The organism is Cognatishimia sp. MH4019 (assembly GCF_020177595.1).
Lineage (GTDB): Bacteria > Pseudomonadota > Alphaproteobacteria > Rhodobacterales > Rhodobacteraceae > JAHTBL01.
Genome location: NZ_JAHTBL010000012.1, coordinates 15,252 through 29,975, shown reverse-complemented (window position 1 = coordinate 29,975; position 14,724 = coordinate 15,252). Strand labels below are relative to the sequence as shown.

Here is a 14,724-nt window from a genome sequence, read left to right as displayed (position 1 = left end):
TCACACCTCCAACAGCCGGTCAGGTGACCAGCAGTGATTGGCCAGGGCGGTGTAAAGCTCTTGCCGCTGATCCAGATCGGCCTTGGTAAATCCTGCCTTGGCCGCGAAGGGCAGCCCTGTCGCGGCCATGAACTGTTTGAACCCTGGCTTGTTCTGGTAGGCAATAGGGTGCAGCGATTGGGCCAGCAGGTTCTGTTTGGCGTAGTGGTCTAGCTTCTCCGCATAGGTCATATCGCTGTAGCTGGCATTGTCCGGCCCTGGTAGCAGCAGCAACCCGCCTACGCGGTTACGATAGGCACGGAAGTCTTCGGGGTGGCCAAACTCGTCCTCAAAGCGGTCCGGGTGGTTGGCCCAGATGTGTTCGATCTGGTAGCCACCCTTGCGTGAAGATCGTTTGGCATATTCGGGGTAGCGGGCGTGGCCACCGGACTGCACTTCAGCGTATTCGGTCAACCGTGCCAGCAAGCGGTGCACCTGCGGCCCGTTGTTGCCATGCAGCCGGAATACCTCTTGCGTGTCAAAGTCGATGTATTCGTCGTTCTGGCCCGCCCCTTCCGGTGACAGACGGTGCAGCAGATCATCGCGCAAGGCCTCGACTTCCAGTCCCCGAATGCCCGTCATGATCAGAAAGCCGCGATACTGCATGGTGGAGTGGTCAATCGCTTTGAAGTTCCAAATCCGGCGGGCCAGCATGATCTCAAGATAGGTGGCGACAAGGCGCATCTTGCGGGTGACGGTTTCGTCGTCATCGCTCAGTCGCAGCGGGGCCAGCATCAGTGGGTATTGCAGGGTAAAGCTGTTCTGGGCGTTGAAAAACACTGATGTCAGCCCATCCGTGTAGTGATCTGCCGCCTTGCGGGCCTTGGTGTAGGCACGGGCGTAGAAACGGAAATCGTTCGTGACGAATGAGGTGTAATCGGCACTGGTGGCCAGCCCGATGCGGGCCCGGTTGTCCCGCACCCAGCGGTGGAACTGTGTCCCGATCTTGTCATAGTCTTCCGGTTTGGCGTTTTTCTTCCGGGCTCTGATGTCGTCAGCATACTGGCTGCGCAGCCAAGACCGGATAAAGTCAGCGTCCACGGCCTTGGCGTTCTCATCGTCCTCCGACAGGCTTCGCAGCCCTTCGATCAGCTTCTTCCAAGCTGTTCCGGCCTGAACCCGCTCTGCGTCCGAGGTGATATTGGCGAGAAGGAAGCCCTTTAGCATGTCCGTCGGCGTCAGCGACAAGCCACGGTCGTTCATCGTTTCGAAGATTGTGTAGGCATCGTCGTCGGAGAAGGCAGTGATCTCGACCAGCATCACGTTCTCGGTCAGCCAGTCGAGGAAATAGGGCAATGCATCGCCACTGAGGTCTTCGGGAAACAGATCGGCGATATCTTGATAGCGATTAATGAGGTTCTGAACCGATGGAGGCTGGTCTGTGGGATCGACCTGATCCCCGTCGATAAGGCTCTGAAGGCATGGGTTGCGCTCCTCGACATCGAGGTTAAAGGACTTGGTGCCATATTGGGTCGAATAGACCAGATTGGCGATTTCGACCTTCTGGTCGGGGTCGTTGTTTTGCTGAAGCGCATCCAGATAGATCAGAAGGAGTGTCAGTGATGTCAGCCGCTGCTGTCCGTCAACGATGAACCGCTCACCATCCTTGTTCGAGATGATGACCGAACCCAGGAAATATTGACCGTATCCGGCAACGGCTTTCCGTTCATGGTCTTCCTGGAAGTCGAGGCGAAAGCGGCTAGTCAAATCCTCGACGAGTTCGCGTATCTGTTTGGTCTCCCACTTGTAGTCGCGCTGATAGTAATCGATGCGGAACTTCTGACCCAAAAGGGATTTGACCGACCTGTCTTCGCCTCGAATTTTTGTCATGATTGATACTCGTTCGCTTAGGTAATTACAGTGTTCAAAAGGTCTTGAATTTCCCGTCCGAGCACCTGCAAGTCGGCGTCGATCTCGGCTAGTGGGCGGGGTGGTTCGTAGCGGTAGAAGTGACGATTGAATGGGATTTCATATCCAACCTTCGTCTTGGAATGGTCGATCCAGGCGTCGGGGACATGGGGGAGCACTTCACGTTCAAAATAGTCGGCGATGTCTTCTTTCAGCGGCACGTTTTCATTGTCCCGCAGATCGGCATCTGGTTCGGCGTTGCCCTTCTTGTCTCGGCAGATGTCAGCCTCTGGGTCGCGCTCACTCAGGGCCATCAGCACGGCTTTGAAAGTGGTAGAGGCGAGGGTTACACCCGTGGCCTTGAACGCGGCCTTGAGGTGGGCTGTGAACGCCTCCCTGTTGGTCCAGACCTCTTCACCTTCCATGCCACGCAGGGTGGACAAGATGTCGGCCTGAAGACGTTGGCCGTCTCCGATCTCCTGCTGCTTGGCCGCACCCTTCTTTTTGGACGAGGCGAGGTTCTGAAACGGCTTAGCGGCCTCCACCAGAGCGATGCGATCCGGTGTGATGGCGAAGTTCAGACGTAGCGGGCGTTCGACTGTGATCCGGTGGTAACCAAAGTCAGTGTTGTCGAAGACCTTGGAGATGTCAGACACGTCCATGTCGCCAAAGATTTGCGCGATGCGGTGGATGTCCGGCTCTGCGATCTCTTTACGCTTCTCGCCCAATGACCGACGCATCTTGGTCCACACTGCGGAGGCGTCGATCAGTTGGACCTTGCCCTTACGACGTTTAGGTTTGCGGTTAGTCACAACCCATACGTATGTGCTGATGCCCGTGTTGTAGAAAAGGTTGTCAGGCATGGCGACGATGGCTTCCAGCCAGTCCTGCTCGATGACCCAGCGACGAATTTCAGACTCGCCCGAGCCCGCCCCGCCTGTGAATAATGGGGAGCCGTTGAGCACGATAGCCAGCTTGGAAGGTGCATCATCATGGAACTTGTTGATCATGTGCTGGAGGAACAGCAGGGACCCATCGCTGACCCGTGGCAGTCCCGCCCCAAACCTGCCGGAGAAGCCGAGGGCTGCTTCATCACGAATGGTTTTCTCGACCTTCTTCCATTCCACCCCGAACGGTGGGTTGGACAGCATGTAATCAAAGGTGCGGTGTGCATGTGCGTCGGTCGTAAATGTGTTCCCCTGGGCGATGTTCTCGGCCCGCTGACCTTTGATCAGCATGTCTGACTTACAAGTGGCATAAGACTCGCCGTTCAGTTCCTGACCAAACACGATCAGCTTTGCGTCCGGAGCCATGTCGCGCAGGTAGTCCTCGGCCACCGACATCATGCCGCCCGTGCCACATGCTGGATCGTAAAGCGTCTTGATCACTCCTGGTTTGGTAAGGGCATCCCCGTCTTCGGTGAACAGGAGATCGACCATGAGGCGGATGACTTCACGGGGGGTGAAGTGTTCCCCTGCCGTCTCGTTCGATTGTTCGGAGAAGCGGCGGATCAGTTCCTCAAAGACATAACCCATCTGCATGTTGCTGACGCGGGCCGGATCAAGATCGAGATTGGAAAACCGTTCCACGACGCGGAACAGCAGATCGGCATCTTCCAAACGCTGCACCTGATCAAAGAACTTGAAATGAACGCCGACGGTCTCACGGATGTCGGTGGAGAAGGCGTTCACGTAAGCCTTCAGGTTGTCGGCGAGGTCGTAGGGATCATCGAGCAGCTTGCCAAAGTCATAGGGCGAAGTGTTGTAGAACCCGTGGCCAGACGCAGACTTCAATGCCTGCTCCCGCATCTCTGGGGCTGCTGTGTCGGGCAACATCTTGGCCCTGGCCAACACCTGATCCTTGCTGGTGGCCTGGATGCAGTCCAGACGACGTAGGACCGTGAATGGTAGAACCACACGCCCATACTCAGACTGCTTGTAGTCACCCCGCAGCAGGTCCGCGATGGACCAGATAAACGCCGTTTTTTCCTGATGATTCACCACGGTAGAAACTCACATTCTTGGTCTTGGGATGCTTTCACATCCGGTTGTTCTGCTTGATTCATTTTTTGAACATGGCCTCGATGATCCCGATATGCCGATGCGCATCAAAATCGGCTTTGGGATTATTGACGATGTGTTCGATTTCCAGTCGGTAGAGTTCCGCAACCGCCATTGCCATCTTCTCCGGTGAAGGTCTGACACGATAGCTGTTGATGACCGTCTGAACGGCCTGGACGATGGCCTGAAGCCTTTCGAGGTCAACTGTAGATGGCCGCATTACGATGCTGCCTTCCACCAACGCCGAGGCTGAAACTCCGTAGAGTTCGGCCAACATCTCCAGCCTATCTGTATTGACCTTGGAGAGCCCGTTTTCCATTCGACTGAACGATGCGCCAGATATACCAATACACTCGGCAGCTTGCTCCAAGGTGAGCCCCGCCTGTTCTCTCGATTGCCGAAGAATGTTGTGGATCGCCAAGGATCTAAACCCATTTGAAAATTACCTTATGATTTACATTAAACGTAAAGCGTAGAAGTTCCTACCCGCCACTTTAGGGTAGCGAATCATTTACGTTTATCGTAAAATGGAAATCATGACATTGACAGACTTCCTATCGAAACATGCGATCCCAATGGCGACCTTCGCCGCCACCGTGGACACCACCACAGCTACGGTAAGTCGGATAGCGGATGGTATCGTCGTTCCCCGTAGAGCCCTGATGCGCCGCATCTATGCGGCCACCGGAGGTGCTGTGACGCCAAACGACTTGGTGGGCCTGTATTGTGTGCAGCCCTGTTTGAGGGTGAAGGAGAAGAGCAATGATTGAGGTTTTGTTCGTCTCCTTTATAGGACCTCAGATCATCGTTTTGCTGATCGTGACCGTTCTTAGTGGCTTGGCAATTGGCGTGATGGCGTATTCTTTATCGGAGATTGTCATCGGGGTGGGCGTCGTGATGTTCATCCAGTTCGTTCTGTTTTGGACATCTTCGCATCTCGACACGGTTCTCTACGGTTTCGAGTCCGGCATCCTCAACTTCAGTCCTGGCGGATACATCGCGTTGCATCATAGCGTTCAACTCGCCGTGCTCTGGGTCAGCTTCTCTCTAGGCCGCGCATATGCGTTCAGAAATGGCGGATGAGTTGCGGTAAAAAAGCAGACCCAATCATCGACGGAACCTCTGGACGGCAAGTGAACCAACGACAAGCCATTCTGGAGCGGTTGTGGGTGCGCAATGCGATCCGGCGGGAACTGGAGCTCATACCGCTCGACATCGCCGAGCTATACCACCGGAAAACTGAATTTTTGCGTGGTCGGTCTGATCGGGCCCCAGGCATGGTTCTTCAACAATGAAACACGACCGCCGACATCCGTAAATACCAGTGCAAACAAAAGCACAGAGGTGGTGGTAGCATGGCAAAGTTGAAACAGGCCGAACTGGAACAGGACTCAACTCAAGATGCAGTCGATTTTTTCGATCAGATGGGCACGGATGAAGTTGGTCGGTTCCTCAGGACTTTGCCAGTTATTGCGACTAACGATGGTGAACCGTTTAGCATGCAGGACCTTACATATGAGGCCCTACTTCAGCCCTATATCCTTCACGCTTGGAAAGCGATCAGCGGCAGTCCTGGTATACCGGGCAGGATCAAGCAACTAACGGATGTCTACAAAGCCGCTGAGGCCGCCCTGGAGCGTGACACGGGCCGTAAGCGGCGTGTGTCTAGGGTAATTGATCTGCCTCGCTTCATGGACGCCTATGCCAGCCGTGGGCTTCCGCTTTGATACAGGCAAGGGACTAGCTCTAGCCTTGCAGCACATCCGGCATTTTTGAAACTTGAAGTGCTACAGTAATCCGCATCATCATAAGTAACGGGAAGTCCTGTAGCTGCCCAAAGGCTCTTTCTGTGTGGCAACCCCGCTGGTGGGTCTGTGTCCCGGCCCCCTCACCCATGCAAAAGCCTTCGAAGCGACGGGAATGTCGGTGTTTCCACTGACCGCAAGCAGGTCCGTATAAGCTTGGGCCACAGGGCCGTTCCAAAGCGTTTTTCAAAAATGGGAAGCAGAGTTCGGATGGTTCTCGATGAAAAGTTGCATTTCATGGTCTTGCGTTTGGCGCATCTGTTATGCGCTGTTCGGGTCCAACAGGGAGTGAAGGCATCGCTCCCACCTCGATGAAAAGCGTCAGGCGGCAACCGGTTCTTCCAGTTCGACATCATGCCCTTCCGCCTCATATTCGCTCCACAGAGCCTCCACAGCGTCGTCTAGCAAGCTCCCATAGGTCAGACGGGTATGGTGACGCAAAGCATCGAGACGCGCCCTTGTTACCTCGGAGATCGAGCGGATCGTGATGTCTTGTTTGGTGCAGGCCATGGTTTTTCCTCCTGCTCATATTTAGCATTTTAAGGTTAGTCGGACACACGTTGGCCAAACCAGCGGGTCACAGATGTTGAGCAACTGCCAATGGCCGAAGAAAATTTCACTATATAGTCGGGGAAGCCTGTCAAACAGCGGCTCTGCAATTGTGGAACCGATGCGGTGCTTCAGCACGAATGGAGCGACTAGTGGCCACCAAAGTCGAACAGATGCACTCTTATGACCGGAGCAGTGGGGAAAACCACTGCCCGACCAATCCAGCGCGGCCATTGCAATACAACCTCAAGAACATGGCTGTTGGACGCCTTGAATTGGGCAGTGAAGAGTGGTGGAAGTCGATGTGTGACGGCCTTCACCAATGGCATTATCCAGAGCTTCAATCTGTCTTCAAAGGAAGACGGCTCCCACAGTTCGTTTCTGATCGACTGACCACTGGCCACAAAACCTGGATCAAGAGCGCCCAGACCCATCCTGACCAGAAGCGGGTAGGTTCGCCGCCCAAGCATAACCTGAAAGCTAGGCGGGCTATGGAAATTCTTAGGGGCGCACCGCTGAGCCGGACCGGCTTTATCACTGTTGTTGCATCGTTCGAGGGCAGCGAAGAACAGGCGATCCTCGCGGCAGAGAAAGAAGCGAAACGTCTTGATGCATTTCTGCGGAGGCGCTTTGACCATCCGGTTTGCTTGCTGTTCCCCGAGATCGACCAGAAAGTCGTAGAAGAAGTTGACGGGGCACTTATCCCCAAGACCAATTGGAAATTTGAGTATGATGAAAAGCAGCGTGTTTTCAAAGTCCACTTTCACGGGGTGATCTACGTGCCAGGCTTCCGTCCTAATGAGATCGAACAGGCGTTCAGGCGCAACCGTAATGGCAAACGCAACAAGTTGTATTCCGGTGCCAACCAAGTGCGAGTCATCCCGGTTCGGGAAGCTCCAGGGTTTAATGATGGAACACCGGACATCGAAGGGTGCTGCGGATACTCGACAAAGTATCATTATAACCCACCAGTCAAGGAAAGGATGCTTGAAGGGTTCGTAAGCTGGCTGATCGTCACTGATGCAATTATTCAGAATCCCAAAAGCATCGTTTGTGTCGGCATCCAATCAGGGATTCAGAAATTCTGTAAGGTTTGTGAAACATATCATCAGATCGACTCGTGGTGTGCTTGTGAACCGATCATGCAGCAAGACCAAACGTTCTATTCAGATAGCCCTAGTCCGTCACGCCACGTGCATGATGACGAAGGTTCCTGTTGTGAGCAGGCCCAATTTACTTCCTGTGGCTGCCCCAATGCCCCCCCTAGGACAGGCTCTATTCTTAACTCCTTGTCGCTAAGCGACTGGAAAAGATATGCGAAATGGGCACAGAAAAAGACTTTGGCCTTTATCGATCAGGCATCATGGATTGGACCAGCAGTGGCCCATTTCTTCCGTAAGCCGCAGGGTCCGTAGGCCAGAACCGTCGGGCAGCAATGCCGATCCCTCGTATTTTGTGGGCAGACAGCGACACCTTATTCAGAAGGCTCTCCAGTGATGGTTCGACGAAACCGCTTAGTTGCAGGACCTAAGCCGCCTAACACGATCATGTCTCGGTAGGGTAAGCCTTGACGGAACAGCTAGGTGAGACGTTACCTACCACTCACGGCGTATCTTTAGGGTTATATTTGATTTATGAGACGAATCCCTGTAGTGGTCTAGAACTATTCGAGACATACAGGAGGACTGATGCGCGTAGCCTATCGCAGAGTGAGCACCACCGACCAGAACCTTGACCGCCAACTGGTGGACATGCCGGACATCGAGAAGGTGTTTGAGGACAAGCTGACCGGAGCATCTAGGGATCGAGCTGGGCTCACAGACATGATGTCGTTCTGCCGTGAAGGTGACTGCGTTGTGGTGCACTCACTGGATCGCCTAGGCCGTGACATCCGCGACCTATTGAACATCGTCGAGGAACTGAATGCCAAGGGTGTGACGGTTGAGTTCGTGTCTGAACGGCTGAAGTTCTCCAACGACGAAGATGATCCCCTCGCACGGTTGCAACTGCATATGCTTGCTGCGTTTGCGCAGTGGGAGAGAAACATCGCAAAGACACGACAGGCGGAGGGCATCGCCAGGGCCAAGGCACTGCACCCTGAGAAGTATCGTGGGAGACCTGCGACCATTGATGCTGATGCTATCGCAGCCTTAGAGGCCGAGGGCATGGGACCAACTGCTATTGCCAAGAAGCTTCGGATAGGCAGAGCCACTGTGTATCGATACCGCAAGCCCGTCAGGGTGGATGTTCAAGCTCCGCGACAGGCACCCGAATAATCTTTCGGATGGATCAAGTTCCCTCTTGAACCGCGTGACTTTTGTTCGACATTCAGTTCTACCCCGACCCAGCAGATGGCTCGTCACCACGCTGCTCCGAACTTGTCGTGTGTTTCGTAGAGCGCCTGGGTCGGGGGCATCAAATTTTCATCGAGGTTGTGATTGGTCTGATCCCAAAGACAGAAACTGACTTACGGTTTCAGTGAAGTAATATCTGCTGAACCGCCTCATTCGCACATACAAAGGCAGCGCCAAGAACACGACGACCATGGCTGACAGTTTCCATCCGTTCTCGTCGCCGAAAAACAGAAGCACACCAGCAGATATCGCGGCACCCGCGACCATCCCACGGCATAGACCATATGTTCTATTAAACATATCTATCCGCTCTGTTCTTCCGTCGGCTGAGAGTCGGGCATAGACTTCCCTCCGAAGACCTGGCCACGTCTTACTGGTGATCCCCGCAGGACCACTGATGCTTGCTTCAGCAAGGTGATTGCAGAACCTGTGCCATTGCTCTGAGTGAACCGGTCTGCGTTCTTCACGGACGGCCATATCAATGGCACCGAAAGTTACGAAAGCTTCGATCTGCTCGATCACATTTCCCACGAGTTGCACTACATGACCAACAACAAAAGACACGATCAAAAAAATGCCGAATGACCCAAGATCGACGCCGTTGGCCATGATTACTGCTGCGACTTCCGGCACAAGCAAGGATACCGTCAGGGTCGGCAACGCCCCAGGGATGGCAACTGCAATGAACTCGTAGGGATCAAACTTCACAGGTCGTCTCCTCCTAGGATTAGGTTCGTTTCACCCGCCCCAACGATCAGCATAACAATTGGCCGTTGTTGTCCAAGCATTGCGCTCCGCAGGCCCTCAAGCTGATCGTTGTCAACGGGACTCGGGTCAACACGTGCCCCGTCGGGGTGAGTATGCCACTCCCCGATGTAAACGATTTGGTCCATCGTCTTTTGCCGCGCTTGATCAATCACTTCACGTAAATCATGGACTCCACGCTCGAATGAATTTGGTGTTCCGGTGCTATCTGGAGCAGCAGGCAGGCCCACAACGACCTCTATGCTCCTTCTGCCATGATCTACGATGCCCAGTAACACACCACCAGTCTCGTTCGGGCTTGCAGTAGTCCTGCACATACGCAGTTTGTCGATCACATCGATTGATACCCGCGCGGTCCAATCGCCGAACACCTCAACGATTGGGGAACCTTTGGGCGATAACTGGATCGACGACATCGACCCGTTTTTGCCAATATGGTTGATGAGGACGGAAGCTTCGTCTTGCGCAGCAGTTGAGCCGATATGTTTCGATGCAACTCCTGATAGGATTGCGGCATCTGATGAAGCCATCCGGTTAGTAGTCGCCCTGCATTGTCCGCCACCAATCATCGCGATGTTCGGGACCTGCAAGTGATCTTCCAAACGCTCGTCATCTACGATCATGCCGTAGTAGATTGCTTCAAGTGCGCTTAAATCATGGTCCCTGGCCTTATCTTCGGCCAACACGACAACCGCGTTCCCCATGGGGTTAAAGAATGCACTGATCGCTCGACCACGGCTTTCATGATCAGAAAGGCTCCGGCTGGCCCCCACCGAAGCGGTTAAGTCCAAAACTAGTTCTGCCTCGGCAAATTCACTAATCAAGTCATCTTGTTCGGTGTTCTGTCCGAACTTTCCGTGGAGGGCGCGGCATTGAAGATCAGGTCGAATAGCGACCAATTGCTCTGCCACACTGGATGACTTTGAGCGTCCAACCTCTGACGAAAGAAGTGTGTGTCGGACCAAGTTGTGCGGGGCAAGATGATCATCATCCACGAGAACGAGTTCTGTGAATGCACCTTCCCGAACGAGGTTGGTAATGACTTGGCTACCAATCGATCCAACACCCAAAACAAGACACGGCAACGCCAGCGGGTCATCATGACTGCAGTCGCGGCCTGACAGAAAGGTCGCTGCGGCAGTGTCAAATGACCTGACATGGTTTGCCTGAAGCAGGTGAATGCCATCAAGTCTTTCTTGATCGATGTCGCCTGACGGAAGTCGTCTCGTATAGCTGGCATTGATGTCTGTGTTGGGTGGGTAAAGCAAGCCGAGGCCCACGCCGACCTCACCAATGGTGCGGTCGGTCAGCAAAAAGAAGCTCTCCATACGTTCTGCTGTGAGGTTGGCCAGGTTCACCTCTATAATGAGTTGGGATTCGTATAAACGTAGAAGTTCACTATTCGCTTTTTCGACCATTTCAGAAATTCGCTTCTGAACGTCTGAGATGAGATCAAACCCTGGGCCAGCTATGCTTTGTCGCAAGTGCCCAAGCAATGTTGGTGCCCGCCACATTGCACCAGCATTCTCCACCTTTGCTTCAAGACTGATCCCGACATAGGTGACCCATTCCATGCCATCACCCGGTGAATCCGCAATTGCCTCTGGCGGCAATGCTTCGAAGAATTTCTCTGCGGTGTCCGTTGCTCGAAGTGAAACGAAGTATGGTGGGCACCCTGACTGAGTTAAGTGCCTACGGATTTCATCCGAGATCATAACCGTGACGTGAGACGGCAAAAACGCAAGGTCCGGCGCTTGCAATGCGTCGTTGATTTCACCTGTAGCAGTGCGATCCAGCCAGCGGTGAATCCGGTAGATGATTTCTGGGCCGCTATAGTCGCCACAAGCGTCATCCCAAGGCCGATCATCAATGCAAAGTGACATCTCCGCAGATGTCTTCATCTCGACGGGCAAGCCATACGAGTGTGGTGACGGAGGGAAGTCCCGCCTTAGAGGCACCACAATTGGCGGGTGCTCAGGGTAGAAAAAAACCGCCAGTGGCTCAGAGGGCAGTATTGGGTATGCAGGGTGTTGCGGGGCCGAAGTGGTGAGCGTAATTGTGACAGCCTCAACCCCTTCATCGACGCTATATACGGCATTAACTTTCGCATCACGACCACCGTGCCCATCAACGAAATCGAAGAGAGAAACCGCTAAAGGGTGCATCAACTGGCTAGGCTCAATCAGGACTCCGTGAACCAGATGCGGTTCGCCTTGTTGCTGATGGTCTATCATCCCGGGGATGTCACTTGCTACCAGATCGAGCAGGCGAAGCGGCTGCTTGACCACCTGCGACGGCAGGTGCCGCCAAAGCTGCTGGGAGATACCTTGCACCAGACGAGGTGAACTCCACGGTCGTTGGTTTGCCAGCTTCTTCCATGGTCACTAAGAAACGACCACTCCGGTTTGACTGAAGCGGCTTATAATAATTGGCAGCTTTCCGGTGAGGTGGTTGATCATTGTCTTCCGCAGAGCCCTTGGCAGGGATCAGTCTACTCGAAGATATGATGATCGATCCCTGCTGGCCCTGATCCTCCATGAGCCATTTGACATCTGGGACTGGTTTGGTCGGGTCGTCTTCTTTGCCATCCTTATTCAATGCCTTGTATGAACAGTGGTGGAAGAGCTTCAGAACATCCCATTCAAGTCTGTCTTCATTCTTATGGCGCTTGGTTGACTTGACTATCTCGGACAATGTGTCCGAGTTCACGTCGGAGCCCAGCAGGATGCGGTTGTCTTTGCCCCCCACACGAACAGTTACGTGCAGAACAATAGAGTCCTCATTGCGAACCACGTCGTCGTTTTCGTCTTGTTTCCAACTAAGCGGGCAGTGAACGAAGAACTCACTGCCGCCAGTATCGTGCTTGTCATAACCAGGCACGAGTTCACCAGCGTTGACGATACAATTCTGACGACCTTCCAGTGTCAGTCCCTCACTCTTCAACCAATCCTCAAGCCCCTTGGGCGACGAAAATACTTTGACTCCCTTGCCGTCACGAAGCCTCTGACGCGCTTCTTTCTGGACGATCTTTGCATCAGGGTGGGTCAAGCCTGTCTCAACAATGGCAGCCGCAGGCACCCACAATTCATCAAACTTGATCCGGTCGTCCGACTGCAAAGCGGTCGAGTGCGAGAACCAGAATACGTCCTTGGAATGGGAGCAGTGATCACCGTCCAGATGCGTGTAGCACAGCACCGATAAGCTTGCCCGCTTGCCCAATCGCAGGTCATCGCGCACCTCTTTCTCAAGGTCGAACGAAATGTCTGACCCGGAGGATTTACCCATATCAGCAAAGTCAAAGAGCAACCTCCGACCGTCATTCAACCGAAGACGTGTGGAGTCGGCGTTTCCAAGCGGGAAAGATGCAAGTCTTGCGGTCATCGGGCTGCTCATCGATTTGTTGTTGGGGCAGCTTAGGTATGGACAAAGAGTGAACAATTCAAGGCAATATTAACACAATTTATCCATTTGTTACCGAACCAAGAGTGGCAGACGGGTAGTCGATAATTCGCCAATCTCCCATAAGGTGTTTGCCCGCCTATCACATGAGGTGTCACAGATACCGGCAGTAAACGCTGATGTTGGAACGGAAGTAACACAGGACCACCGCTTCTTGCAGATCATCGACCTATCTGAGCGGGCTTACAGTGCGGGCAAAATCGAATGCTTTCCGTGCATAAACAGCGGTCAAAGTGTGTGAATTTCTGTGTGAAAACTCTACAGTAGAAATCGGCATAAATACTTGTTAATAAACAAATATTTATAATTTATTGCATAGTCCGGTACTCGCCTCCAATTTTTTCGAAATCATGCACTTAGGTCGCCGCCCGCTTGGGGCGCTCTGACCGAGAATAGTATAAGCACAGTTTTTGCGCTCGGGATCGACTGGACACTGTAATTCCTCGTCCAGCGGTGAGGTGCGCCTCCGGCGCCTTCTCCGAGGTGGTGCCGCTCATCTGGTGCAACCCAGCGTTCAGCGAACAGGACATTCATGGACGGTGCAGAAGTTCCACTCTTTGAGGCCCAGTATACGGGACAAACCGAACTTGTGCAGGTGCGGCTCGACATCCAGCGCATTGTAGACAAACCACAAATTGGGACTTGGAAAGCTGTGATGAGATAGAAATCCCTCGTCGCATTTTCGGTGCAGTTAGCATCATCACTCATTCATGGGTGTGATCCGCTCCAAGTGAGTTAAAGCACCATCACCCGTATTAGCATTGCCACGGTTCCCAAGGTCACGACACCCGCGATCCACAAACCAATGAACCACAACCATTTGCGAAGCAGAGTACGGGTCATGAGTGATACCCCTCTGATGGGTCCATTTTCCCGCGAAACACCCAGTACGCGTATGCTGTGTAGGCCACGATGATCGGGATCAGGATCACCGCACCGACCAAAGCGAATGCAAGGCTGCTGTCAGGTGCTGCGGCCTGCCAGATCGTCAAGGAAGGTGGCACCATCATTGGGAAAAAGCTGATCCCGATGCCGATGAAGCTGACGACAAAGAAGCCAAGCGCGGACAGGAATGGTCTTAGATCGCTTTGATCATTGAGGCCTGTGAAAAAAGACCACGCAAGGAAAACCATCAACACCGGCACGATCATTGACCAGAGGCTTCCAGGCAGATTGAACCAGCGTTCGAAGTAGATCGGATCCTGAAATGGAGTGAGGATGCTGACAATGCCGATTACGACAAGCGTTGCGGCCCCAAGCCACCAGGCATGGCCGCGCATTGCCATCCGCAGATCGCCTTCCGTTTTCAGCACCAGCCACGTTGCACCGAGAAGTGCATAACCTACGACAACAGCGAGACCGGTGAGCACCGAGAACGGCGTGAGCCAGTCAAACCAACCGCCTGCATAGGCCCGGCCGTCGATCTCAATGCCCTGTACCAACGCGCCGAGGGCAACCCCCTGACAAAACGCAGCGACGAAAGATCCGCCGAAGAACGTGACATCCCACAGTCCTTTCCTCTCGGTCCGCCAACGATATTCAAAGGACACGCCCCGAAACACCAAGGCCAGCAGCATCAGGGTTATCGGCATGTAAAGCGCGGGCATCACGATGGCATAGGCCAAAGGGAAGACGGCAAAAAGGCCACCACCGCCAAGAACAAGCCAGGTTTCATTTCCGTCCCAAACAGGGGCGACGGAGTTCATCATCAGATCCCTGTCTCGTTCGGATTTTCCGAACGGGAACAGGATGCCGATACCCAGATCGAAGCCATCGAGCACCACATAGGTCAGGACGGCAAAGGCGATCAACCCGGCCCAGATAAATGCGAGATCAAAAACCATG

General features: G+C 53.7%; 13 protein-coding genes. 4 read left to right on the top strand and 9 right to left on the bottom strand.

Annotated elements, in window-relative coordinates:
- The 3 genes from KUW67_RS16810 to KUW67_RS16800 are packed head-to-tail and all read right to left on the bottom strand — an operon-like array spanning window position 1 to window position 4,368.
- Window positions 1–1,869, bottom strand: a complete 1,869-nt coding sequence (locus KUW67_RS16810; protein WP_224826495.1) for a DUF262 domain-containing protein — start codon at window positions 1,867–1,869, stop codon at window positions 1–3.
- A gap of 17 nt (window positions 1,870–1,886) precedes the next feature.
- Window positions 1,887–3,890 carry a class I SAM-dependent DNA methyltransferase gene (locus tag KUW67_RS16805; protein WP_224826494.1) on the bottom strand — a complete coding sequence of 668 codons (2,004 nt, stop codon included), beginning with the start codon at window positions 3,888–3,890 and terminating at the stop codon, window positions 1,887–1,889.
- A gap of 58 nt (window positions 3,891–3,948) precedes the next feature.
- Entirely contained in the window at window positions 3,949–4,368 is a 420-nt protein-coding gene (locus tag KUW67_RS16800; protein ID WP_224826493.1) for a helix-turn-helix domain-containing protein, read from the bottom strand.
- A 341-nt stretch (window positions 4,369–4,709) separates the two neighbouring features.
- On the opposite strand from KUW67_RS16800, the gene KUW67_RS16795 reads away from it, so the two are divergent.
- Together KUW67_RS16795 and KUW67_RS16790 are read left to right on the top strand one after the other, a co-directional pair.
- Window positions 4,710–5,030, top strand: coding sequence for a hypothetical protein (locus KUW67_RS16795; protein WP_224826492.1), 321 nt, complete (start codon window positions 4,710–4,712; stop codon window positions 5,028–5,030).
- A gap of 272 nt (window positions 5,031–5,302) precedes the next feature.
- On the top strand, window positions 5,303–5,674 hold the full coding sequence (locus tag KUW67_RS16790) for a hypothetical protein (protein ID WP_224826491.1): 372 nt from the start codon (window positions 5,303–5,305) through the stop codon (window positions 5,672–5,674).
- Window positions 5,675–6,073: 399 nt separating this feature from the next.
- Here KUW67_RS16790 and KUW67_RS16785 read toward each other — a convergent pair whose 3' ends face one another.
- Complete coding sequence (locus tag KUW67_RS16785) at window positions 6,074–6,262, bottom strand: hypothetical protein (protein ID WP_224826490.1); 189 nt, start codon at window positions 6,260–6,262, stop codon at window positions 6,074–6,076.
- Window positions 6,263–6,453: 191 nt separating this feature from the next.
- Between KUW67_RS16785 and KUW67_RS16780 the strand changes: the two genes are divergently transcribed.
- Window positions 6,454–7,716 carry a hypothetical protein gene (locus tag KUW67_RS16780; protein ID WP_224826489.1) on the top strand — a complete coding sequence of 421 codons (1,263 nt, stop codon included), beginning with the start codon at window positions 6,454–6,456 and terminating at the stop codon, window positions 7,714–7,716.
- A 273-nt stretch (window positions 7,717–7,989) separates the two neighbouring features.
- Window positions 7,990–8,577: a recombinase family protein gene (locus KUW67_RS16775; protein ID WP_224826488.1), complete on the top strand. Its 588-nt coding sequence runs from the start codon at window positions 7,990–7,992 to the stop codon at window positions 8,575–8,577.
- Between the two features lie 147 nt (window positions 8,578–8,724).
- Here the strand turns inward: KUW67_RS16775 and KUW67_RS16770 are convergent, their stop codons facing one another.
- From KUW67_RS16770 to cydB, 5 genes are all read right to left on the bottom strand, one after another.
- Complete coding sequence (locus tag KUW67_RS16770; RefSeq protein WP_224826487.1) at window positions 8,725–9,363, bottom strand: hypothetical protein; 639 nt, start codon at window positions 9,361–9,363, stop codon at window positions 8,725–8,727.
- Complete coding sequence (locus KUW67_RS18535; protein ID WP_224826486.1) at window positions 9,360–11,753, bottom strand: ThiF family adenylyltransferase; 2,394 nt, start codon at window positions 11,751–11,753, stop codon at window positions 9,360–9,362. The genes KUW67_RS16770 and KUW67_RS18535 overlap by 4 nt, the downstream gene beginning before the upstream one ends.
- Window positions 11,665–12,801 carry a hypothetical protein gene (locus KUW67_RS16760; RefSeq protein ID WP_224826485.1) on the bottom strand — a complete coding sequence of 379 codons (1,137 nt, stop codon included), beginning with the start codon at window positions 12,799–12,801 and terminating at the stop codon, window positions 11,665–11,667. The genes KUW67_RS18535 and KUW67_RS16760 overlap by 89 nt, the downstream gene beginning before the upstream one ends.
- A gap of 813 nt (window positions 12,802–13,614) precedes the next feature.
- Complete coding sequence (locus KUW67_RS16755) at window positions 13,615–13,722, bottom strand: DUF2474 domain-containing protein (protein WP_224826484.1); 108 nt, start codon at window positions 13,720–13,722, stop codon at window positions 13,615–13,617.
- Window positions 13,719–14,723: a cytochrome d ubiquinol oxidase subunit II gene (gene cydB / locus KUW67_RS16750; protein ID WP_224826483.1), complete on the bottom strand. Its 1,005-nt coding sequence runs from the start codon at window positions 14,721–14,723 to the stop codon at window positions 13,719–13,721. The genes KUW67_RS16755 and cydB overlap by 4 nt, the downstream gene beginning before the upstream one ends.
- Between the last annotated feature and the right edge of the window lies 1 nt (window position 14,724).